This is a genomic window from Sulfobacillus sp. TH-112, assembly GCF_057473405.1.
In genome coordinates this window covers 1-21,617 of sequence record NZ_JBYCKN010000080.1, presented here as the reverse complement: position 1 = coordinate 21,617, position 21,617 = coordinate 1, and the positions used below count along the sequence as shown (strand labels likewise).

19 protein-coding genes and 1 pseudogene are annotated in these 21,617 nt (G+C 52.9%); all 20 read right to left on the bottom strand.

Annotation, left to right across the window (positions count from 1 at the left end):
- Positions 1-26: 26 nt before the first annotated feature.
- Positions 27-281 (bottom strand): annotated as a pseudogene (locus tag ACOJWD_RS05305) (L7Ae/L30e/S12e/Gadd45 family ribosomal protein); the annotation flags it as partial.
- The gene (gene rnpM / locus ACOJWD_RS05300; protein ID WP_486992178.1) at positions 278-547 is read right to left on the bottom strand and encodes an RNase P modulator RnpM; all 270 of its coding nucleotides are present in this window, start codon (positions 545-547) and stop codon (positions 278-280) included. The pseudogene ACOJWD_RS05305 and the gene rnpM, both read right to left, overlap by 4 nt.
- On the bottom strand, positions 544-1,596 hold the full coding sequence (nusA, locus tag ACOJWD_RS05295; protein WP_486992177.1) for a transcription termination factor NusA: 1,053 nt from the start codon (positions 1,594-1,596) through the stop codon (positions 544-546). The genes rnpM and nusA overlap by 4 nt, the downstream gene beginning before the upstream one ends.
- Positions 1,597-1,945: 349 nt before the next feature.
- On the bottom strand, positions 1,946-3,079 hold the full coding sequence (locus ACOJWD_RS05290) for an MFS transporter (protein ID WP_486992176.1): 1,134 nt from the start codon (positions 3,077-3,079) through the stop codon (positions 1,946-1,948).
- Positions 3,080-3,147: 68 nt separating this feature from the next.
- Positions 3,148-7,290, bottom strand: coding sequence for a PolC-type DNA polymerase III (locus ACOJWD_RS05285; RefSeq protein WP_486992175.1), 4,143 nt, complete (start codon positions 7,288-7,290; stop codon positions 3,148-3,150).
- Between the two features lie 22 nt (positions 7,291-7,312).
- A complete protein-coding gene (locus ACOJWD_RS05280) occupies positions 7,313-7,948 on the bottom strand; it encodes a glycosyltransferase family 2 protein (RefSeq protein ID WP_486992174.1) in 636 nt (211 codons plus the stop codon).
- Positions 7,949-7,986: 38 nt separating this feature from the next.
- Positions 7,987-9,417, bottom strand: a complete 1,431-nt coding sequence (proS, locus tag ACOJWD_RS05275; protein ID WP_486992199.1) for a proline--tRNA ligase — start codon at positions 9,415-9,417, stop codon at positions 7,987-7,989.
- Positions 9,377-10,468, bottom strand: coding sequence for a flavodoxin-dependent (E)-4-hydroxy-3-methylbut-2-enyl-diphosphate synthase (gene ispG / locus ACOJWD_RS05270; protein WP_486992173.1), 1,092 nt, complete (start codon positions 10,466-10,468; stop codon positions 9,377-9,379). The genes proS and ispG overlap by 41 nt, the downstream gene beginning before the upstream one ends.
- Before the next feature lie 81 nt (positions 10,469-10,549).
- On the bottom strand, positions 10,550-11,575 hold the full coding sequence (gene rseP, locus ACOJWD_RS05265) for an RIP metalloprotease RseP (RefSeq protein ID WP_486992172.1): 1,026 nt from the start codon (positions 11,573-11,575) through the stop codon (positions 10,550-10,552).
- 15 nt (positions 11,576-11,590) lie between these two features.
- Positions 11,591-12,760, bottom strand: coding sequence for a 1-deoxy-D-xylulose-5-phosphate reductoisomerase (dxr, locus tag ACOJWD_RS05260; RefSeq protein WP_486992171.1), 1,170 nt, complete (start codon positions 12,758-12,760; stop codon positions 11,591-11,593).
- Positions 12,761-12,789: 29 nt separating this feature from the next.
- Positions 12,790-13,818 carry a sporulation integral membrane protein YtvI gene (gene ytvI / locus ACOJWD_RS05255; RefSeq protein ID WP_486992170.1) on the bottom strand — a complete coding sequence of 343 codons (1,029 nt, stop codon included), beginning with the start codon at positions 13,816-13,818 and terminating at the stop codon, positions 12,790-12,792.
- 14 nt (positions 13,819-13,832) lie between these two features.
- Positions 13,833-14,618, bottom strand: a complete 786-nt coding sequence (locus ACOJWD_RS05250) for a phosphatidate cytidylyltransferase (protein ID WP_486992169.1) — start codon at positions 14,616-14,618, stop codon at positions 13,833-13,835.
- Positions 14,619-14,629: 11 nt separating this feature from the next.
- Positions 14,630-15,370 carry an undecaprenyl pyrophosphate synthase gene (gene uppS, locus ACOJWD_RS05245; RefSeq protein WP_486992168.1) on the bottom strand — a complete coding sequence of 247 codons (741 nt, stop codon included), beginning with the start codon at positions 15,368-15,370 and terminating at the stop codon, positions 14,630-14,632.
- A gap of 21 nt (positions 15,371-15,391) precedes the next feature.
- A complete protein-coding gene (frr, locus tag ACOJWD_RS05240; RefSeq protein WP_486992167.1) occupies positions 15,392-15,952 on the bottom strand; it encodes a ribosome recycling factor in 561 nt (186 codons plus the stop codon).
- Positions 15,949-16,677, bottom strand: coding sequence for a UMP kinase (gene pyrH / locus ACOJWD_RS05235; RefSeq protein WP_486992166.1), 729 nt, complete (start codon positions 16,675-16,677; stop codon positions 15,949-15,951). The genes frr and pyrH overlap by 4 nt, the downstream gene beginning before the upstream one ends.
- Positions 16,678-16,749: 72 nt before the next feature.
- Positions 16,750-17,373 carry a translation elongation factor Ts gene (gene tsf, locus ACOJWD_RS05230; RefSeq protein WP_486992165.1) on the bottom strand — a complete coding sequence of 208 codons (624 nt, stop codon included), beginning with the start codon at positions 17,371-17,373 and terminating at the stop codon, positions 16,750-16,752.
- A 63-nt stretch (positions 17,374-17,436) separates the two neighbouring features.
- The gene (rpsB, locus tag ACOJWD_RS05225; protein WP_486992164.1) at positions 17,437-18,162 is read right to left on the bottom strand and encodes a 30S ribosomal protein S2; all 726 of its coding nucleotides are present in this window, start codon (positions 18,160-18,162) and stop codon (positions 17,437-17,439) included.
- Positions 18,163-18,306: 144 nt separating this feature from the next.
- Positions 18,307-18,732 (bottom strand): hypothetical protein, encoded by a 426-nt coding sequence (locus ACOJWD_RS05220; protein WP_486992163.1) that lies wholly within the window; start codon positions 18,730-18,732, stop codon positions 18,307-18,309.
- 187 nt (positions 18,733-18,919) lie between these two features.
- Entirely contained in the window at positions 18,920-20,311 is a 1,392-nt protein-coding gene (gene miaB, locus ACOJWD_RS05215; RefSeq protein ID WP_486992162.1) for a tRNA (N6-isopentenyl adenosine(37)-C2)-methylthiotransferase MiaB, read from the bottom strand.
- A gap of 106 nt (positions 20,312-20,417) precedes the next feature.
- Positions 20,418-21,617: GTPase HflX (gene hflX / locus ACOJWD_RS05210; protein WP_486992161.1), on the bottom strand; the 1,200-nt coding region annotated here is incomplete at its 5' end.

Here is a 21,617-nt window from a genome sequence, read left to right as displayed (position 1 = left end):
ATGCGCCCACTAAAATCCTTATCTAATATCGCAATTACCGCGTGCGGCCCCATTCCTATCGCGTGGCCTAACGCCACCTTGGTGCCGATACGAACGAGCGGTATGTCGAGATCTTGGGCCCACAAGTGATACTTGCGGTACAACGACGGACCGGCATCCTCAGCAATAATTAACAGTCTGACCTGTTCACGCGTCATCGCCTGTGTGACCTGATTTTCCCCCGGCGCCATCTTCCCTGCGCGACGAGCTAATCCTAAAAGGTTCAACCATGACGCGGTCATGCTAAACCGCCTTCCAGATGTTGAAGAGCCTCAATCATATCGGGACTAAGTTCTACTTTAAGTGCACGCTCGAGTCGATGCGACTTCAACGCACTCTGTACGCACTCGTCACGGGGGCACAGATAGGCACCCCGTCCAGATACCTTGCCGCGTTGGTCGATAAGCAACGTCCCGTCTACCGTTCGTACAATCCGCACCAAATCACGCTTAGGCTTTGTGGTCATACAGGCAACGCACGTACGTAGCGGGACTTTCTTGACCGTCACGACCAAAATCCTCCTCGTTCCGCTTGCGACTCCGCCTTCAAGTCGACCCGCCATCCAGTAAGCTTAGCGGCCAATCGGGCATTTTGACCCTCCTTACCAATCCCTAAGGACAACTGGTTATCAGGAACCGTCACTCGTGCGGAACGTGTATTCTCTTCAATTACCACATCAGTGACATGTGCTGGCGATAAGGCGTTACTCACAAAGATCGCCGCGTCCGGGTCCCAAGCGATGATGTCAAGCTTTTCGCCCTTCAACTCATTGACTATGGCTTGCACCCTCTGCCCTTTAGCGCCGACACAGGCCCCAACTGGATCGACATTAGGATCTTCCGCCCACACGGCAATCTTGGTACGGGCTCCGGCTTCCCGAGCAATGCCTCGTATCTCTACAATGCCCTCATGTATCTCAGGAACCTCTAATTCAAAGAGACGCCGTATTAACCCGGGATGGCTTCTCGAAAGATAGACCTGCGGCCCCTTGGTGGTTTTCTTCACTTCAACAACGTACAGTTTCACTCGTTCATTAGAACGCAACAATTCACCGGGCACCTGCTCACTCGGCATTAAAATGGCTTCAGTCCGCCCAAGATCGATAAACACCAGTCCTCGTTCTACTCGCTGTACCATTCCGGTCACAATATCTCCTTCGCGCCCGGAATATTCATCGTAAATCATTCCCCGTTCCGCTTCACGAATCCGCTGAACAATGACCTGCTTGGCCGTCTGTGCAGCAATTCGCCCAAAGTTCTTGGGGGTAATCTCAAACTCGACAATGTCACCTTCGACTGCCCCAGGTTGAACGTCCCGGGCTTCGTCCCAACTCACTTCGGTGCGATGGTCTTCAACCTGAGCGACGACGGTTTTCTGCGCGTAGACTTCGGTCATCCCACTATCGCGATTGATTTGCACACGCACATTTTGCACGGAACCAAAATTGCGTCGATAAGCAGAGATCAATGCCGATTCAATGGCTTGGAAAAGGACTTCTTTGTCAACGCCCTTTTCTCTCTCCAAATCTTCTAGGGCCGTCATTAACTCCTGATTCATAGCGAATCCTCCTTAAACCGTCGTCAGCCCCTGTCAAGCGAAAAGAGTGGGCTCAAGCTCCCCACTCCGAGTCACCGACTAGGCTCCCGAATCCTCCGGTCAACGCGCAACCTCGTTCTCTTTCTACATCATACCACAATCCCTTAATTGCCCACAACTTCGTCTCTATGCCCAAATAGAGTGGCTTTCCATCAATAATCGCAGCGAGCCTCCTGCTGTGCCACGAGTGAACCACTAACCACCCCAAGGACACCATCCGTGACCGTTTCAGCCCCGGTGTTCGATATGACAGTCACCAGTCAGCAGGCTAAGGCCGTGGTTAAGGGGGTGGCCACCTCGTGGCTGGTCCCTAGAGACCGTTCGAAGACAAAGATTTGTTCGTCCAGGGCCGCCACACACCGCCAATGACTAAAGTAGTCACTGCCAAGAGCAACGCGCCAACAATAAAAGGGTGGTTTGGTGAAGAGACCAAAAGCGGTCCCGAGATGAGCGCCATTAGTGTCGCACCAAGTGTCCCGCTAGCCTGAAACCACCCCTGCATTTGCCCGTGGGATTCTTTCGGAGAGGCATCCATGACCGACGCGGATAGCGCCGGCCCGGTGAGACTCATAGCACCCGCTTCGGCCACGGAGACAAAAATTGATAACCATGCCGATCGGGACAACACGTAAATGGCGACTGTGCAGGCTTGCAGTCCCGTTCCCATCAAAATAATCCAGCGTCGAATCCCGACGCGATCAGCTAAACGACCACCATATATATTGAACAGCAACATCGGAATGCCAAACAGAGTAAACGACAGCCCAATCACCCATTTTGTCGCCCCCAGCCACTCCATATAGAGACTCCAACTGGTATCGTACATGCCCGTTAAACCCATCCAGGCAAACATTACCACAAAATAGGGCCACAGTTTTTTCAACAACAGCGTGCGTTGCCCTGCCGGCGCGGCCCGTACCCGCCTATGTGGCAGGTGTCGCGGCAAGGTGAGTAACGTCACTAAGGTCGCGCCGAGATTGAGAATCGCTCCAATCACGAAGGGGGCCCTGAGTCCAAGGCTGGCACCCGCCACGCCTCCCAGCATTGGGCCCACCGCAAATCCAGCACTTCCCGACGCTGACATCAGTCCATAAGCCCGTCCCCGGCTCTCTTCAGACACAACGTCGGCCACCAAGGCATTGGCCGCCGGAACGAGAGCGGCACTACCGATGCCTTGCAGTACCCGACAAAAGATATACCAAATCACGCTCCCATGAACAAGAAATCCGGCCGTACCCAGCGCTTCTACCACACTGCCGAAGACCATGAGGCGCTTGCGCCCTAATCGATCAGCCGTCGATCCCAAGATGAGCTGACCCACAAAGGACACTGCAGCATAAGAAGCCGCCATGAGTCCCATATCCCCGACCGGAAAGCCCCGCGAACGCACAAACTGTGGCAGGAGCGGCAAAATGGCGCCAAAGCCCGTCTGGACAATAAACACCGCAATCAGAGCCCCCCAAAAGGCCCTCGGATAACCTGCGGAGGATGATCGCGATGGCGTTGACGCCATCAGAAGAAGCCCAACTGACTGGTTTCTCCTAAGTCGCCCAGCGCACCATGCGCTTTCAATAAATCGATCACGCTCCGGGAAAGACGTGCACGCTGTCGCAAATCATCAATCGACAAAAACGGCGACTCTTGACGCGCCTCGATAATTTTTTCGGCCGCACTGACGCCGAGCCCGGGTAAGGCCGCAAACGGTATCAACAAACCGTTTCCTTCAATGGTAAATCGCGCCGCCGAGGAACGGTCTAGGTCAATGGGATAAAATTGCAGTCCACGAGCCAGCATTTCCCGCGCAATTTCAAGCACCGTGACCATACCCTTTTCCTTCGGAGACGCTTCATTGCCTTTGTCTTCAATAGCGCGCAGAGCTTGATTAACCCCACTCAACCCCTTAAGCACCGGCTCACTATCGAAATCTCCCGCCCGTACCGAAAAGTAAGTAGCATAATAGGCTAAGGGGTGGTGCACTTTGAACCAGGCAATCCGCCAACCCATCATGACATAGGCTGCAGCATGCGCCTTGGGAAAGAGATAACTAATGTGGCGACAGGATTCAATGTACCAAAGTGGCACTTGATGCGCCTTCATCAGAGCTTCTTGGTCCGGGTGAAGTCCCTTGCCCTTGCGCACCGCTTCCGAAATTGCAAACGCCTGTTTCGGCGGAATTTCCTTTTGTAAGAGATAGGTCATGATGTCGTCACGGGTCGCAATGACCTCACTCAGCGTTGCCACTTTGTCTCTGATAAGGTCTTGCGCATTGTTGGTCCATACCTCGGTACCATGGGAGAGCCCGGAAATGCGCACCAGTTCGGCAAAACTTTGCGGGCGTGTTTCCACTAGCATTTGTCGGACAAATCGCGTCCCGAACTCTGGAATGCCCAAGCTGCCCACGGACGTCCCGATATCTTCTTGACGCACCCCCAATGCCTTGACGTCACTAAAGAGACTCATTGTCGCCGGATCCTGAAACGGGACCTCATTGGCCTTGATTCCGGTCACATCCTCTAACATCCGAATAGCCGTCGGATCATCATGCCCAAGGAGGTCTAATTTGAGTAACCGACCTTCAATGGCGTGATAGTCAAAATGCGTCGTCACCACGTCTGACGTCTTATCATCGGCCGGCCTTTGCACTGGTGTAAATCGATACACGTCCTCATCAATCGGCACCACCATCAGACCTCCTGGATGTTGACCGGTGGTCCGCTTGACACCTGTGATGCCTGCGGCTAACCAATCGACCGCTGCAGGGCTCAATTCCCGACCCGTTTCTCTCTCCCAAGCTTTCACCAATCCAAAGGCGGTCTTTTCCGCGATAGTCGCAATGGTTCCTGCGCGAAATACGTGCCCTTTACCGAATAAGACCTCCGTATAGCGATGAATCTCCGGTTGATATTCACCAGAGAAATTCAAGTCAATATCGGGCACCTTGTCTCCCTCAAATCCCAAAAAAGTTTCAAAAGGGATATCCTGCCCATCTCCAATCAAATCCGTCTGGCACTGGGGGCAGGCCTTGGCCGGCAGGTCAAATCCGGATCCCACGGTACCATCGCTGACAAACTCGGACCATTGGCATGACGGACAGCGATAATGTGGGGGAAGCGGGTTTACTTCAGTAATATTCAGAAACGTCGCTACCAACGACGATCCTACCGAGCCTCGCGAACCTACGAGGTATCCATCGTCAAGAGATTTCTGCACCAACCGATGGGCAATATAATAAATACTCGAAAACCCATTAGACACGATCGATTGCACCTCTTTTTGCAATCGAGCCCGTACCACCTCGGGTAACGGCGTACCATATAGAGCCTCGGCCCGACGATATGGCTCTTCGGACACCACTTTCTCGGCCTCTGGCAACTTAGGAGAAAATAATCCGGTGGGCACCGGCTGCACCTCTTCTAAGGCATCAAGCACGCATTCGGGCGCGGTATAAATCACTGATTCTCGACGATCATCGGACAAAAACCCAAAGTCCTCGTGCATTTCTCGAGCCGACCGCAAGTGCAAGTTATCGTGGCGGTCATGTAACTCACCCTTCGCAGTCGCGGCCAAAATTTCTCGATAAATATGATGGTGTGGGAGAAGATAATGTGCATCAGATACCGCCGGCACAGGTCGTCCGGCCTCCTGACCCCAGGTAATCAAGTCCTCAATATAAGCCTTTACAGCGTCGTCACCATCTAACAGCCCCTCGGCGCTGAGCCCTTGGGCTGCTGTGGGCGGCACTATTTCCCAATAGTCATAAAATCTGGCAATCGCATCCCTCTCCGAACTGCTCGCGTTACGAAATAGGGCGTCCGCCACCTCACCACCATGAAACGGAGAGCCCACTAACCAAAACTCCCGGCCACTCTCAATCATCTGCCGTGGAATGCGCGGTACCCGATGGAAATAATTCAAATGAGACTCCGACACCAATCGGTACAGTTCCTTCACGCCCGCCTGGTTCTTAATCAACAACACTACGGGAATAGGACGACCGACCGTATGGCTTACCTCCATCGCCTCTCCTACCGCCAATCCGGGTTGACGACTTTGCAATTCGCGCACTAACCGTAAAGCCAAATAAGCGGTCGCTTCAGCATCTGCTAACGCTCGGTGATGCTGAGTCAAGGAAATTTTAAAGTGGTCGGTCAGCGGTCCCAATCCATAGCTCTTGAGGCCTGGGAAGACCGCTCGAGCCAAGGTTAGCGTGTCAAGGACCACCGGATCAAATGGTCTTTCCGGCAAATATTTGTCGATTCCCGCCCGCAAGTATCCTAGGTCGAACCGGGCATTATGTGCCACCAGCACACTATCAGCGACAAATTCGCTAAACTCCCTATAGAGGATCTCTTGCGAAATTCCGTCCACCAACTCTTCCGCTTTGATGCCCGTGATTCGAGTGGTCTCAGAAGAAATCGACCGCTCGGGTCGTATAAGACGGTGAAATGTCTCCTTGACGACTCCGTCCACTACGCGCACCGCGCCCAACTCCAACACCTGGTGGGAGCGCGGACTGAGACCGGTAGTCTCCACATCAAAGACCACCCACGATTTATTCATCCACTCGGTTGCGTGGGGGCCTGTCAGCGGAGTAACCACGGTATCCACCATGTTGACCTCCACCCCATAAATGGGGCGCACACCCGTCTTTTTGCCTAATGTTTCTGCTTCGGGATAGGTTTGTAGCACGCCATGATCTAAAATCGCCAACCCTTTCATCGCGGCTGCGCTGGCGCCCTCATAGAGATCACGGGCACTCACCAAGGCATCCATAGCGCTCATCTTTGAATGGGCATGCAATTCAATGCGAGGGCGATCATCCGGCGCAAATCGCACGGGTGGCGTCGACGGAGCACCGTCCTTCACGCGCATCACTTGTTCCTCCGTAAACTTGTCCACTTCCAGTGTCCCTCGCAAGGCCACGAAGGACCCAGCTGACCATAAGTCGTCGGCATAGCGGCGACTGCCGCGCCGCTCAGTAAACTTAGCGCGAATCGCGCCAATATCATCGGTAATGGTCCAGGTAAAGTGTCTAGAGCCATCGCGTGACTCCCGATACGATTGAGTCACCACTTCACCTGCCACGACAATATCTCCACCACTCGGAATCCGGTCTAAGGAGATCGCCTTGGTGACGTCCACTGGTCGGCCGATGCTCTCCTCAATTTTCTTTTGCATGAGGGGAGGGCCCACCGCCACCGGCTCGTCCGGAGTGGGCGGAGCCATATCCAGCACCTCGGTATCTATGACGTAGCGCTCCAAGGCGTCCACTTCGCGCTTCAGCCTCCCTGCCCCTCCCCATTTCTCAAACACCGTCAGAGCCAACGAATTGGAAAACCGAATGACAATATGGGAATCCAAAATCTCTATTGGTTGGTCACTCAACATCGCCGAAAGCGTAGGTCCAATGGCATGGCGAATAGCGTCTATGGGGCTGGTTAAGAACGTCTCGCTTCCCACGAATTCCACCGACTCGCCAAAATCTTTACTCAGCTGTTGTGCAAGAGGCGACAGTTCCTGCTGCCATTCCCCTTGGCCAGTGCTGCGATATACCACTCTGATGTGACTCGCATCCCGGTGTACTTCCACCACTTGCAGCGGCTCCCCCTCGAATCCCTGGGCCCGCTGCCACTCCACAAAGCGATTGACTGCCATGATTCACCTCAAATAATGCCGATTAAATCCGTGGGATTTCGCGTATTATTTCCCAGTACATCCGAATGCGTGCCGAAAATCCTTTTACAAGGCCTAACTTCTCTTCTTTCACGACTTGAGTGACGTCTCGCAAAACCACCTCACGGGGCGAGATGCCCAAGCGCTTTAACTGACGATGCAGTTGCAACTCCACCCCGTATCCGGCCATGTCGATATGTTCAAACCCTACAAGAAGCTGCCGTCGCAGCGCGCGCTGTCCTGAAAGAAACGGGGCCAATGCCTGCGCCCAGTCGGTCGAAGCGCGGCCTCCTTCAAAGATGCCTACCGTCGCCTCCGTCTCTCCACCCATGACCGGCACAATCAGTTCCCGCACGTGATCGACGGTGAGACCCACCAAATCCGCGTCTAAAAATAACACCACGTCACCTTGGGCGATCGCGGCCCCCGCCTTCATGGCTCCGCCTTTACCGACGTTTTCTGGCATCGCCACGACAATGGCGCCCCCTGTTCGAGAAACCTGCGCCGTGTCATCCGTCGACCCATCGTCGACCACAATAATCTCGCCAATTTCGGGGACCTCTTTCAAGACGTTCAACACCGACAGGACGTTTTGCGCCTCATTATAAGCCGGCACAATCGCCGACACTGGACCTCGCATCACACCACCCCTACCACCACTAGATGCGGAACTTGTCTTCAATATGCACGGGCGAACAATATGCGTTCTTGTCCCCGATCCGCGCACACAATACATCCGCTCCCTTGAGGCACAAGATCGAGCGGCAAGCAGCGAATGGTCATCCCGGTGGCCTCTTTAAGCGTCGCTGCACAGCTTTCTTGACCACACCAGTCCCCCTCAAAAAACCCGCGGTAGCCATATTGAGCGGTCTCTTGATAACGGACTACTGCAACCGTTCGCTCTTTCAATTGGGCGTAGGCTTGATCAAAATAGGACTGCTGAATCTCCTTTAGACGCTCCTGCACACGCACTTTCAAGTCCGTTCGCTCCACCACTTCTTTTGTTCCTAGATCGCGCCGTGCCAAAACCACCGAATCGGCCGCTAAATCTCGCGGTCCGACTTCGATCCGTAAGGGCACCCCACGCATCTCCCAGTCGTTATACTTATATCCTGGAGTATACTCATTACGGTCATCCACCCGCACACGGGCAATATCACCCAGGTCATGAGCGATTTGGTGCGCGAAGTCGACCACTGCCGCTCCCTCATCACCTCGCGCAATCGGCACAATCACCACCTGCACCGGTGCTACCCTCGGAGGAACGCGCAGCCCTTTATCATCCCCGTGTACCATGATGAGTCCACCAAGCATTCGCGTACTCGAACCCCAAGACGTGGTCCAACCAAATTTTTGAATGCCATCTTCGTCAAGAAACTGTATATCAAAAGCTTGAGAAAAATTTTGCCCTAAAAAGTGCGACGTGGCGATTTGTAAGGCTTTGCCATCTCCCATCAACGCTTCCAAGGTATAGGTTTCGATTGCTCCCGCAAACCGCTCTCCTGCGCTCTTGCGGCCTGCCACCACCGGGATGGCTAGCTCCTCTTGGATTACGCGCCGATAGATTTCTAGCTGCTGCAGAGTTTCGGCTTCGGCTTCATCGGCCGTTCGGTGCACGGTATGGCCCTCTTGCCATAAAAATTCCGTCGTCCTCAGAAACGGTCGCGTCGACTTCTCCCATCGCACCACATTGGCCCACTGATTCATCAATACGGGTAAGTCCCGATAACTCTGTATCCATTTAGAATACATCGCTCCAATGATGGTCTCTGAGGTGGGTCGAACCGCCAAACGCTCTGCTAAAGGCTCATCCCCGCCGTGAGTGACCCAGGCTACCTCGGCAGAAAAACCCTCCACATGCTCAGCTTCTTTAGTTAAAAGGCTTTCCGGGATCAGGAGCGGGAAATACGCGTTCTCATGACCAGTGGCACGAAATTCGGCATCCATCGCCGCTTGAATGAATTCCCAAATGCGATAGCCATAGGGCTTAATCACCATAAACCCCTTGACAGGCCCATAGTCTACCAAGTCTGCCTTGGTAATCACATCAACGTACCACTGCGAATAATCAACCGATTTCGGGGTGATCTCCTTGAGAACTTTTTCCACCAACGCGAACCTCCTCAGCAGCATCCTGAATTTCCTTCCATAATTCCTCAACCATGTCCTCTTGCTCCACGCGCCGGACAATCTCTCCGTGCCTATAAATGAGGCCCATGTTCTTCCCCCCCGCGAGACCCACGTGCGCCTCCCGTGCTTCTCCGGGGCCATTCACCGCACACCCCATAACAGCCACCGTAATGGGCTCCTTAATCGTTGCCATGCGCCGCTCCAACTCATTGGTGACCGGCCACATTTCGAATTGCAAGCGGCCACAAGTCGGACAGGCCACTAAGTTAGCCCCCCGTTGACGCAATTCGAGGCTCTTTAGGATCTCCCATGCGACTCGGATTTCTTCTTCTCCCGGAGCGGTAAGGGAAATCCGAATGGTGTCGCCAATGCCCTCAGCTAACAAGGTGCCAATACCAACGGCTGACTTAATGGTTCCTTGAAATAGCGTACCGGCCTCCGTTACTCCTAAATGCAAGGGATAATCATAACGCTTGGCCATCAAGCGATAAGCCGCCAACATAGTCGGCACATCCGAGGCCTTCAAGGAGACCACAATATTGTCGTAGTCCAGGTCATTTAAAATTTCGATATGCTTGGCCGCTGAGGCGACCATCGTTTCCGCCGTCCGTCCTAAGTCCTTTAACAACCCCTTTTCGATCGATCCTGAGTTGACCCCAATCCGAATCGGAATGTCGCGTTCCTTAGCAGCCTTGACCACGCTCTCGACACGGTCTCGATTGCCAATATTTCCAGGATTAAGCCGCAATTTATCGACACCTTGACGTATCACTTCTAATGCTAAGCGGTAATCAAAGTGAATGTCGGCCACCACCGGAATCGGCGATGCTTGAACAATCGGGCCTACTGCGAGTGCGGCTTCCATATCCGGCACCGCGACGCGCACAATTTCGCATCCTACGTCCACGTAACGCTTAATCTCGTCAACGGTACTTTGAACGTCACGCGTATCCGACTTGGTCATACCTTGTACACGTACCGGAGCGCCACCGCCAATGACCACATCACGTACTCGTACACTTTTTGTCATAATCTGCTCCCTTTCGTTTGCTTGACCGTCATCTCTCTATATCTTAGCATCCTCTGGAAGGATTCACTACTAACCCCCGGTTCAATGAATGTATTGGACTACTTCATGGTAGGTCACGAATACCACAAACACGATCAAGAGCGCCATCCCGACAAGGTGAATCATACTTTCGTGGTCGGGATCCATAGGCCGACCTCGTATTGCTTCAATGCCGATGAGAAACAGTCGGCTGCCATCGAGTACCGGCACCGGCAAAACATTAAAGAGGCCCAAATTTAGCGAGAGCGCCGCGGCTAAGAGTAAAAGATACGCCAGTCCGGCGCGCGCGGCCTGCCCCACCATCACGGCAATCCCGACGGGGCCCGCCACATCCGACATAAAGTGGGTGTGACCTGTCACCATATTGTACAGTGCAACAAACCATTCTCCGGTCAATTGTACTGTTTGCACAATGCCGGTCTTCACGGAATTAATGATTCCTTGATGGACTACCACGCGTTGCATTTCGATCCCAATCAATCGCTCTTTTAAGCTTTTATCATATCGAGTGTGAACCAAACGCGTAAACTGGCGATGCCCACGGGATACAGTCACCCGTATCAGGTCTTTGGCGTGAGCAGCGATGGCGCTTTCAAGTTGTGTGTAATTCGACACTCGTGTCCCATCGATGGCCACAATACGGTCTCCTGACCGTATACCCGCGGCAGCTGCAGGATAGTGAGGCATTACATGAACCACCATGGTCGTAACCGTGGGGACACCAACCGGTCCATAGAGCACCACGTAGAGCAAAAAGGCTAACAACAAGTTCATGATGGGTCCTGCAAAAATAACCAGAAATCGTTCCCATAGGGGGCGATTGGTATAAACTCTCGGATTATCAGATGCTTGCCCATCCATTCCCGCGACGCGCACATAACCCCCCAACGGAATAATGCGCAAGGAGTATTGCGTTTCCCCAAAACGACGAGTAAAGATGTGCGGGCCAAACCCTAACGAATATTCGTCGACCGGCATGCCAAACGCCTTGGCTACAAGAAAGTGGCCAAGCTCGTGTACCGCCACTAAGACTCCAAATACCAAAACAATGGCCACAACCGTTAGCACTCTCTCGCCCCCATTTTAACGCCTCGACCGAACCTTCTCTATTGATTGACTCGCAATCTGTCGCCCCCACTGGTCGATCCTGAGCACATCCTCCACCGTATTGACCGTTAGATTCTCCGACACACGGCTAAGACTCTCTTCGACAATATGGGCGATATCGAGAAACCCTACCTGGCCCGCTAGGAATGCGGCCACCGCCACCTCATTGGCTGCGTTCAATACGGTAGGGTACACCCCCCCCTCCTCACCAGCTCTCCGCGCCAGCGCCAAACATTGAAATGTCTCGAGGTCCGGCTCCTCGAAGTGTAGCGTGGTTCCTGGCCACGTGACGCCCGGCACATGGAGCGGCAAGCGCTCCGGCCACGCTAGGGCTACCGCAATTGGCACCTGCATATCGGGCACTCCCATTTGCGCCATGGTCGCCCCATCGACGAATTCTACCATTGAATGCACCACACTTTCGGGATGTACCACCACGTCTATGCGGTCATAGGGGGCATCAAACAAATGATGAGCTTCAATCAATTCCAATCCTTTGTTCATCAGGGTGGCTGAGTCAATGGTAATTTTCCGTCCCATCACCCAATTAGGATGAGTAAGAGCCTCGAATATGGTAATATCAGCCAATTCCCGTTGACTACGGCCGCGAAATGGCCCGCCGGAGCAGGTTAACACGATGCGTCGCAGCGGTTGGTCTGATGCAAGACACTGAAAAATCGCGGAATGCTCACTATCCACAGGAACTAGGCTACCACCTGATTGCCGAGCCACCTGCCGAACCAGATCGCCTGCGGCCACTAAGGTTTCTTTATTGGCTAAGAGCACTCGCATTCCTCGTGCTAGCCCACATAAAGTTGGAGTTAATCCGGCAAATCCACTCATGGCGGCTAAAAGGTCAGTGGCTGGTGAATCGCCAATCGCCTCCATCATGGCTGCTTCACCGCTCAGCACCCGCGGCCCATGGCACTCATTCACTTCACGCTGCAGCAGTGCTCCTTGGGCCTCATCAGTGAGCGCGACCCAGCGAGCCCCCATCGCTTTGCCCATCTCATAAAGACCCTTCCGATTCTGGTGCGCCACCAGCCCATCAATGACAATCCGATCTCGGTGTTGCTCAAACACCTTGAAGAGACTCTTGCCAATAGACCCCGTGGCCCCCAGCACCACCAGTGATGTTGGTTTCACCTGCAACTCCCCTTCTGTGTCGGCATGAGCTACTCGCGGCCATCCAATACTCGACGTGCGGCGTTGAGCATGACCGCCGTTAAGGGTCCGATTATGACACCTTTTGCCCCGAACAAGCGGATCCCCATATACAGGGAAAATAATACCACGACTGGATGCAGTCCGGTGCCATGGCCCACTAACCGAGGCTCTAATACCTGGCGCACAAGCGCCACCACTCCCAGTACCATCAGCAAGTGGACTCCCAGTGTCCACTTCCCGACCAACATGGCAAACCCCGCCCACGGCACCAATAATACCGTGGGTCCCATAAAGGGTACCATGTCCAACAAGCCAGCGGTCAATCCAATGAGGACGGCATACGGTGCCCGAATTACCAAAAGGCCTGCCATGGTGGCGAGTCCGGTCACCGAGACCAACACCATCTCCGCCCGGAGAAACCCGACGATACCGTCCATCACATCTGTCGTAAGCGGCCCGATTTGGGATTGCAAGCGAGGGGGGGCACTTTTTTTGGCAGCCAATATCATGAGGCCATAGTCCCGAAGCATGAGAAATCCAGCGACCAGAGCGACGATGGTCATCAATCCCAGTTCCGGCAGTTGGACCAAAAGATGGGCCAGGCTACGTAAAACAACCGAAAGAACATGGTAGAGTGAGCGCAGCTCCGAATTCATGCTTTCTCGACCCAATCCGAGATGACTACGAATGTTGTTCCAGCGCTCTAGATATAAATCTAAGTGCCACGGCCGGGCATGAACGTATTTCGGTAGTCGCCGGCTCAATTCGATCAGTTCTGTCGTTAGGAGAAACACCATCGCCGCGACCAGTGCCAAAACAAAGGCGACAGCCGACGCCAATACCACGACCACTGACGCCATGCGCCCTAGACCCCATTGTTGGAGTTTAGCCACGAGCGGAGCGAGCAACACCGCCAGCAGAGCCGAGATCATAAATGGCATCACATATCCAGCGCCCCAGCGCCAGAACGCATAGCAGACGACGATTAATCCTGCCCATATTAATATACGTTGCCAATAGCGGCGGTCCCGAAGCATAAGTCACCTCGGTACTAGCGTATGCCCAAGCCTTTCAATAAATAATAGGCAAACGGAAGGGCTAATAAAGCAGAATCAAACCGGTCCAAAATCCCTCCGTGGCCTGGGAGTAAGGCGCCTGAATCCTTCACCCCGACATAGCGTTTAAATTGCGATTCTAAGAGATCTCCAACCACTCCCACAACGCTGACCACGACAGCAAATATGGCCGCATCATACCAACGCAGGTGAATCAGTGGAGCCACCACAATTCCAATAATGACGGCACTCACGACTCCACCTATGGTACCTTCCCAGGTTTTTCCTGGGCTCACGTGAACCATCAACTTATGCCGCCCCCACTGTCGTCCTACAAAAAAGGCCATAGCATCGGTCGCCCAAATGACGACGAAAAAGGCAAAAATCACCAAACGCCCGTATTCCAAATTTCTCAGAGCCACTAAAAAGGAAAACAATACTCCTATGTATAAACTTGCCCAAGCCGTCGTTAACGCCCCTTCAAAACTTGATGCCTCACGGCCCAACACCACCGCCCCGACGACCACCAATAAAAGGCCAGCCAAAAGTCCCCATGCCAACGGCCAATGTAGGGTCTGACACAAAAGGATCGCCCAGACCCAGGCCAATCCCATACGGGCGAAAAAGGTCATCCCATGCGTATGAAACATTTTTTGTACTTCATAAACCGCCACGGCCTCAAATATGGCGGTCGCGATAACGAGTGGCCATCCGCCCAAGTACATAAGCACAAGAAGAATGGGAATACCAATGACGGCGGTAATTGTTCGGCGTAGTAACACGCTTTTCTCTCCTATCCTAACCCACCAAACCGCCGATGGCGGGAGTGATATTCTTCAACCGCTCGTTTTAAGTCGCGAGGACCAAAGTCGGGCCAAAGAACATCCGAAATATAGATCTCTGCATATGCCAACTGCCAGAGCAAAAAGTTAGACAATCGATATTCGCCGCTAGTACGAATCAAAAGGTCAGGGTCGGGCAAGCCAGCCGTATCCAAAAATGTGGCAAAGTCATCCGCGCTTAATTGCGTTTGCTCAGGGCACTCGGCCCGCCACCGAGTGACGGCCCGCAGCATTTCGTCTCGAGCACCATAGTTCAACGCCAGGTTCAGAATCATGCCCGTTTCTTCGACAGTCTCTTCTTTAGCCCACCGCAAGGAATTCTGCGCCTTTTCTGGCAACTTGGAGACGTCACCAATGGTACATATCTTTACGCCCTCAGCCTTCAATTCCGGAGTCTCTAGCGCCAAAAACTCAACCAATAGGGACATCAGAACATCCACCTCAGCGCTCGGTCGAACCCAGTTTTCGGTGGAAAATGCGTACACCGTTAAAACCTCAATACCCATCTGGCGTGCCTCTTTAACAATCGGTTTTAGGGCCTTCACCCCTTCTCGGTGGCCAAAGGGGCGGTCCTGACCGCGGCGTTCAGCCCATCGTCCATTACCGTCCATAATGATGGCTACATGTTTGGGTACCGGTGCTTCGGCCATCGGAGAGACATCACCCTGAGATTGGGGACTTTTCATCCACATCCTCCTTTATTCGCGAAAAGGCTATGGTGTCATAATATCCTTTTCGCGACCTTCCGCGACTTGTTCTAGATCTTTGATGTACCGATCCGTCAGATGCTGAATATCATTTTGCCCACGGCGCTCGTCGTCCTCGGTTAAGTCGCCCTCTTTTTGCGCCTTCTTTAACATGTCTACCGCCTCTCGGCGCACGTTACGAATAGCAACCTTGCCCTCTTCTAAGTGGCGTTTCAATTGTTTCACTAAATCTCGGCGCCGCTCTTCCGTCAAAGACGGAACATTGACCCGCAACAAGGCCCCATCGACACGGACGGACACCCCTAAGTCAGCCCTCATAATGGCCTTTTCAATACTGCCCGTTGCCGTCTTATCAAAGGGCTGCACCACAAGCACCCGTGGCTCCGGCGCACTCACCGACGCCAGGTGCTGCAACGGTGTGGTAGCTCCATAGTACTCCACCGGAACTTTCTCTAGCAGTGCGGGGTGGGCGCGTCCGGCCCGCATCCCTGCTAAGTCACGAACAAACGCATCCACCGACTTTTGCATATGCTCTTCACTGTTTTTCACAATCTCTTTTAGCGTCAACGCTGGCCACCTCCTACATAGGTCCCTATTGGCTCACCTAACACGACCTTCAAAATATTTCCGTAGGTATTCATGTTGAAGACCACAATCGGAATATTGTTATCCATACACAATGAGGTTGCTGTCGCGTCCATCACTTTAAGATTCTCTTTGAGGACGTCTAAATACTCAATTTCGTCCAATTTGCGTGCATTGGGATTAGTGCGCGGGTCTTTATCATAGACGCCCGCCTCCTTGGTCGCCTTAAGCATCACATCGGCTTCAATTTCAGCGGCACGCAAGGCCGCAGTGGTGTCCGTGGAAAAATAGGGATTCCCATTTCCTGCCGCAAAAATTACCACTCGACCCTTTTCAAGATGGGTCATTGCGCGGCGACGAATATATGGCTCGGCAACCTCTTTCATCTCAATGGCGGTTTGTACCCGCACCACTACACCATGCTTCTCCAACGCATCCATCAAGGCTAACGCATTAATCACGGTCGCTAACATTCCCATATAGTCGGCCGTGGCTCGATCCATTCCCTTACTTGATCCCGATTGGCCACGCCAGATATTGCCACCGCCAACCACAACCGCGATTTCAACGCCAAACCCTAACACTTCCTTCACTTGTCGGGCAATGCTGTCCACCACCGTGGGATCGATGCCAAAGCCCGCAGTGCCAGCCAATGCTTCACCAGAAAGTTTCAACACGACACGCCGATATTTCGGTTGTTGCGACACCACATTTCCTCCTTGATTCCGACTGGGTCAGGCCTTCACTTAAGACAAAAGGGCACCGCGTGCCCCTTTCTCTTAGTCTTCAGCGCTTACGGACTCTGATTGAGCATCTTCGCCACGTTCATATCGTACAAATCGCCGCACCTCGATTTGTTCCCCTAAACGGGCGATGTGCTCTTTAATCCATTGATCCACCGTTAAGTCCGGATTCTTCACATACGGCTGTTCTAATAAACAAATTTCTTTATAAAACTTGTCAATCCGACCCGCGACCATCTTTTCGACAATCGCCTCGGGCTTCCCTTCATTTAGCGCCTGCTGACGCAAAACCTCCCGCTCATGCTCCAACTCATGACTGGCAACCTCTTCACGACGCACATAGAGCGGGCGGGCCGCTGCGATATGCATGGCGACATCGTGCGCCAACCCCTTAAAATCAGCCGTATTGGCGACAAAGTCTGTTTCGCAATTAATTTCCAACAATACACCAATCCGTCCTTGCGAATGGATATAGCTTTCAATCAATCCTTCCGTGGCGTGACGCCCAGCCTTCTTGGCCGCTGCGGCTAACCCTCGTTCTCGAAGTATGTCGATAGCGCGTTCCATCTGCCCGTTAGCTTCTTCCAATGCCTTTTTACACTCCATCATTCCTGCGCCCGTTCTCTCGCGCAGAGCCTTCACATCTTGTGCCGATATCACCAAATATCCTCCTCGTAAGGAAGGCGACCTTCCGGTCGCCTTCGCCTTCTATCGTTCCGCGTACTATTGGGCCGCTTCCTCAACCTCATCTTCAGGGGAAAGAGTTTCTCCTTGGCGGCCTTCAATCAAGGCGTCAGCCATCTTAGCTGTTAGCAAACGCACAGCTCGAATAGCATCATCGTTTCCCGGAATCACATAATTAATTTCATCGGGATCACAGTTGGTATCCACAATACCGACGATAGGAATGCCTAACTTCCGGGCCTCCGTAACCGCAATGTGTTCTTTGCGAGGATCCACCACAAACAACGCCTGCGGTAGATCACGCATCCCCTCAATACCACCCAAATATTTCTCAAGCTTCTCTTTTTGCCGGGTGAGCGAACTCACTTCCTTTTTGGGAAGACGTTCCCACTGACCCGAGGCCTCTTGCTCCTTTAGTTCAGCCAGACGCTTGACACGTTTTTTAATCGTATCAAAGTTCGTCAACATTCCACCTAACCAACGTTGATTCACAAAGAAGTCGCCTGAGCGTCGAGCTTCTTCCGCGACCGCCTCTTGGGCTTGTTTTTTCGTTCCGACAAAAAGAATTTTTCCGCCATCCATCCCTAATTGGCGAACAAAATTATAGGCGTCATCCACCTTACGCACGGTCTTCTGCAAATCGATAATATAGATGCCGTTACGTTCGGTAAAAATGTAAGGCTTCATCTTGGGGTTCCATCGTCGGGTCTGGTGCCCAAAGTGCACTCCCGCTTCTAACAACTGTTTCATCGATACGACTGACATAGAGTCCTCCTGGTTAGCCTCCGCAGTCCGACAACATCACCAGGGCTGGACTGCGTGCTAGATTTAGCCATCTCTGACAAGAGATCGCCCATGGTATTATAGCACAATTGCTTTTAGCGCAGCAAGGCCTGACTTGACCCCCGCTTACACGTCGACATGAACCGTCACCGGGATCGGAAGTTTATAGACATCAACCCACAATCGGAAGGATATCTCTGGACCTATAATGCGTCGAAAATTCTGCTCCGTGATAAGAGTCCGGGGGTGCACCTGTTCGGACAAGTAGTATGCGATTTGTCCATCAATTTGTTGTGTCAGATGGCGAACAATCTGGTCACTGAGAGTTTTAGGCAGTACGATCTCCATCCCCCCCACAGAAACACTGACTCCATTGACAAGGTGGTAGAGATCGCGCTCAATAATCGGATGTAGTTTCCGCAAAGCCTCCGTGCGCACCTGAGGCCACTGACGCACAGTAGCTCGTTGAACCTCAGACAATGTAGCCCTTACTTCGTTCTGTGGAATCGTGATAGCCATTCCGATGCCATAAATGTAGACCACTTCGACCATGAGCGTCAAAATCATACCAAGGACGACGCTTTTAAGAGCCGCTCGAGTCGCTGCCGTACCCCCTCACCACCTTCGGTCCAGGTTAATCCTGTCTATGGTCATTAATATGCCCAACTGCCTTAACCCAGACGAGTGCCAAGAAGTACCCTACTTGGTATCAAAGAAGCCGCCCGTAGGCGGCTTCTTCTTAGACCATGGGCAATTCCACTCGGCGTCGCGGTGCCGGAGGCGAGACCGGGCCGCCCACTTGTTGCCCAGTCAAATAAAAAGTTTTAGCCGCGGTAATACGCACCGGCACAAACCGATCAATCAGATCTTGCGCTGGATCGCGATCAATCAGTACCACCTTATTGCTGTGCGTACGACAAGCCCACACCTGATCGTTCTTCCTGCTTAACCCTTCAACCAGCACCATTTCTTCTCGACCAATCAAGGCCTGATTCGCCTCATAGCTAATTTGATATTGCAATTCCATCAGCCGATTAAGTCGGTCTTTCTTGATGGGGTTGGGCACCGGGTCGCGGCCCTCCCATCGTGCCGCTGGCGTTTTCTCCCGAGGTGAATAGATAAACGTAAATGCAGAATCATAGCGAACGTGACGCACCAAATCCAACGTCTCTTGAAAATCCTCTTCAGTTTCTCCGGGAAAGCCGACAATAATATCCGTTGTTAGCGAGGCGTCTGGAATACTCCGTTTGACCCGCTCTATCAGATCCAAATAGGACTCCTTGGTATATTTGCGATTCATGCGCTTTAAAATCGGATTGGATCCCGCTTGTACTGGAAGATGCACATGGTGCGTAATTTTGTCTGATGCACCAATCACATCAATGAGCCGTTGGCTAAAATCACGTGGGTGCGATGTGGTATAGCGCAGCCACCGAACACCGTCAATCCGCTGTAGTTCCTCTAACAAATCCCCGAGATCCCGCGTTGGCGTCAGATCGTGACCATAGGAATTCACATTTTGACCTAGTACCGTGATATCCTGATAACCTTCTTGAGCCAGGGCACGAACTTCCTCAACAATCGGCTCCACATCGCGCGACCGCTCGCGCCCACGGGTAAACGGGACGATACAGTAAGTACAAAATTTGTCGCACCCATAAATGATATTAACAAATGCCCTCACCCCATCACTCCGGTGCGACGGCAAATGCTCAACCACTTCATCTCCAGCGGTTTTCCATACATCAATCAGCATTTCCTGTGACTCCTCCACCTCATCCAGCAATTCCGGTAGGCGGTGCAGGTTATGCGTACCAAAAACCAAATCCACCTGTGGTGCATGTTTTTTCAGCCAAGCAATGGTACCCGGCTCTTGAGACATACACCCCGCGACGGCTAATTTCAAGTCGGGACGCTGATCCTTTAATTGTTTAAGCTGCCCGATATACCCATACGCATGTTCTTCAGCCGACTCTCGAACGGCACACGTATTAATAACAATCAAATCGGCGTCTTTGTCCGTCATTGAGGGCCGATAGCCCAGATTGTCTAGCTGTCCCGCCATAATCTCGGTATCGCGCTCGTTCATTTGACATCCGTAGGTCTTAATAAAATAGCGGGGCTCCGCCATGTCATTCCCTCCTCCTAGCACCTCGTTAATGTCCCGAAAATATTGTCTCCCTATTGTACCATTGCAGCGCATCGCGAGAAACGCACACTTTATGGGCGACTCTCCACTATCCTCCCGCTTGGCGCAGCAAGTAAAATCCCGCCTCGGGACCAGTGAGCACCAATTCCGCGTAATCGGCATAGTCTCGCCGTTCAACAATCACCAATTCCCGATAAATCACCTTCCACACCTCATCGGCCGACCACGGCACCCGCACCGTCGTTTGACGCCTTTGCTGTCTAAGAGCCTCTGCAATGGCGACGGTGAGTCGCGGTAATCCGTCTCCCCGCAGAGAGGATATGGCAATGCCATCGCGAGGATAAGAGTGGTTATCAGACACGGCATCCCATTGGTTGTAGACTCTTATGCGGGGGAGCTTTTGCACCTGCAATTCCGTCAGAGTACTCGAAATGACTGCGCGTTGTTCGGCCACTGTTACGCTCGACTGAGGGTGTGCATTAATGACTTCAATCAAAAGGTCGGCATCTCGCAGTTCATCTAAAGTCGAACGGAAGGCGGCAATCAAGTGATGTGGCAATTGGTCAACAAAACCCACAGTATCACTCAATAAGATAGCACCAAAGTGGGGCACCATCATCCGCCTGACGGTGGAATCTAAGGTGACAAACAATGCATTGCCGCTAAGCTGCGGTCTTTGCGTCAATTGTGCATACAAGGTCGACTTGCCGACGTTAGTGTAACCAACGAGGGCCACTCGCGGTAGTTCAGTGCGGTGCCTGCGATGCCGCCTTTCCTCGCGGACGCGTTCAATCCGATCCAATTCTCGACTCAGTTGCACAATGCGGCGGTCCACCCGTCGTCGATCCAACTCCAACTGACTTTCTCCCGGGCCGCGCGTCCCAATGCCGGCTCCAGGACGCGAAAACCGCCGCGCGCTGCGCAACCGTGGTTCTAAATACCGGTATTGAGCGAGTTCGACCTGCACTTGGCCTTCTCGCGAGGACGCTCTGTGCGCAAAAATATCCAAAATCACTTGAGTCCGATCGAGCACCTGCACTTGGTCTCCTAAGGCACGCTGAATATTGAGCGCCTCCTTCGGACTTAACTCTCCATCGAAGACCACCATGTTAGCATGATCCATCTCGATCATGCTCTGCAATCGTTCCACAGCGCCCTGTCCTAACCCGGCCTCTGGAGTATCACGTGCCTGTGAAAGCCTTCCCACAATCTCAACCCCGGTGGCTTCAATTAGTGCTTGCAACTCCGCAAAGCGCCGACTCAGCCGCTGGCTGTCCATACCCTTTTT

Excerpts from the sequence above, each read along its gene's own strand:
- ispG (WP_486992173.1), bottom strand. The coding sequence starts at position 10,468 with ATGACAAAAAGTGTACGAGTACGTGATGTGGTCATTGGCGGTGGCGCT.
- ACOJWD_RS05280 (WP_486992174.1), bottom strand. The coding sequence starts at position 7,948 with ATGCGAGGTCCAGTGTCGGCGATTGTGCCGGCTTATAATGAGGCGCAA.
- ytvI (WP_486992170.1), bottom strand. The coding sequence starts at position 13,818 with ATGCTTCGGGACCGCCGCTATTGGCAACGTATATTAATATGGGCAGGA.
- ACOJWD_RS05220 (WP_486992163.1), bottom strand. The coding sequence starts at position 18,732 with ATGGTCGAAGTGGTCTACATTTATGGCATCGGAATGGCTATCACGATT.
- uppS (WP_486992168.1), bottom strand. The coding sequence starts at position 15,370 with ATGTGGATGAAAAGTCCCCAATCTCAGGGTGATGTCTCTCCGATGGCC.
- nusA (WP_486992177.1), bottom strand. The coding sequence starts at position 1,596 with ATGAATCAGGAGTTAATGACGGCCCTAGAAGATTTGGAGAGAGAAAAG.
- miaB (WP_486992162.1), bottom strand. The coding sequence starts at position 20,311 with ATGGCGGAGCCCCGCTATTTTATTAAGACCTACGGATGTCAAATGAAC.
- rpsB (WP_486992164.1), bottom strand. The coding sequence starts at position 18,162 with ATGTCAGTCGTATCGATGAAACAGTTGTTAGAAGCGGGAGTGCACTTT.
- ACOJWD_RS05285 (WP_486992175.1), bottom strand. The coding sequence starts at position 7,290 with ATGGCAGTCAATCGCTTTGTGGAGTGGCAGCGGGCCCAGGGATTCGAG.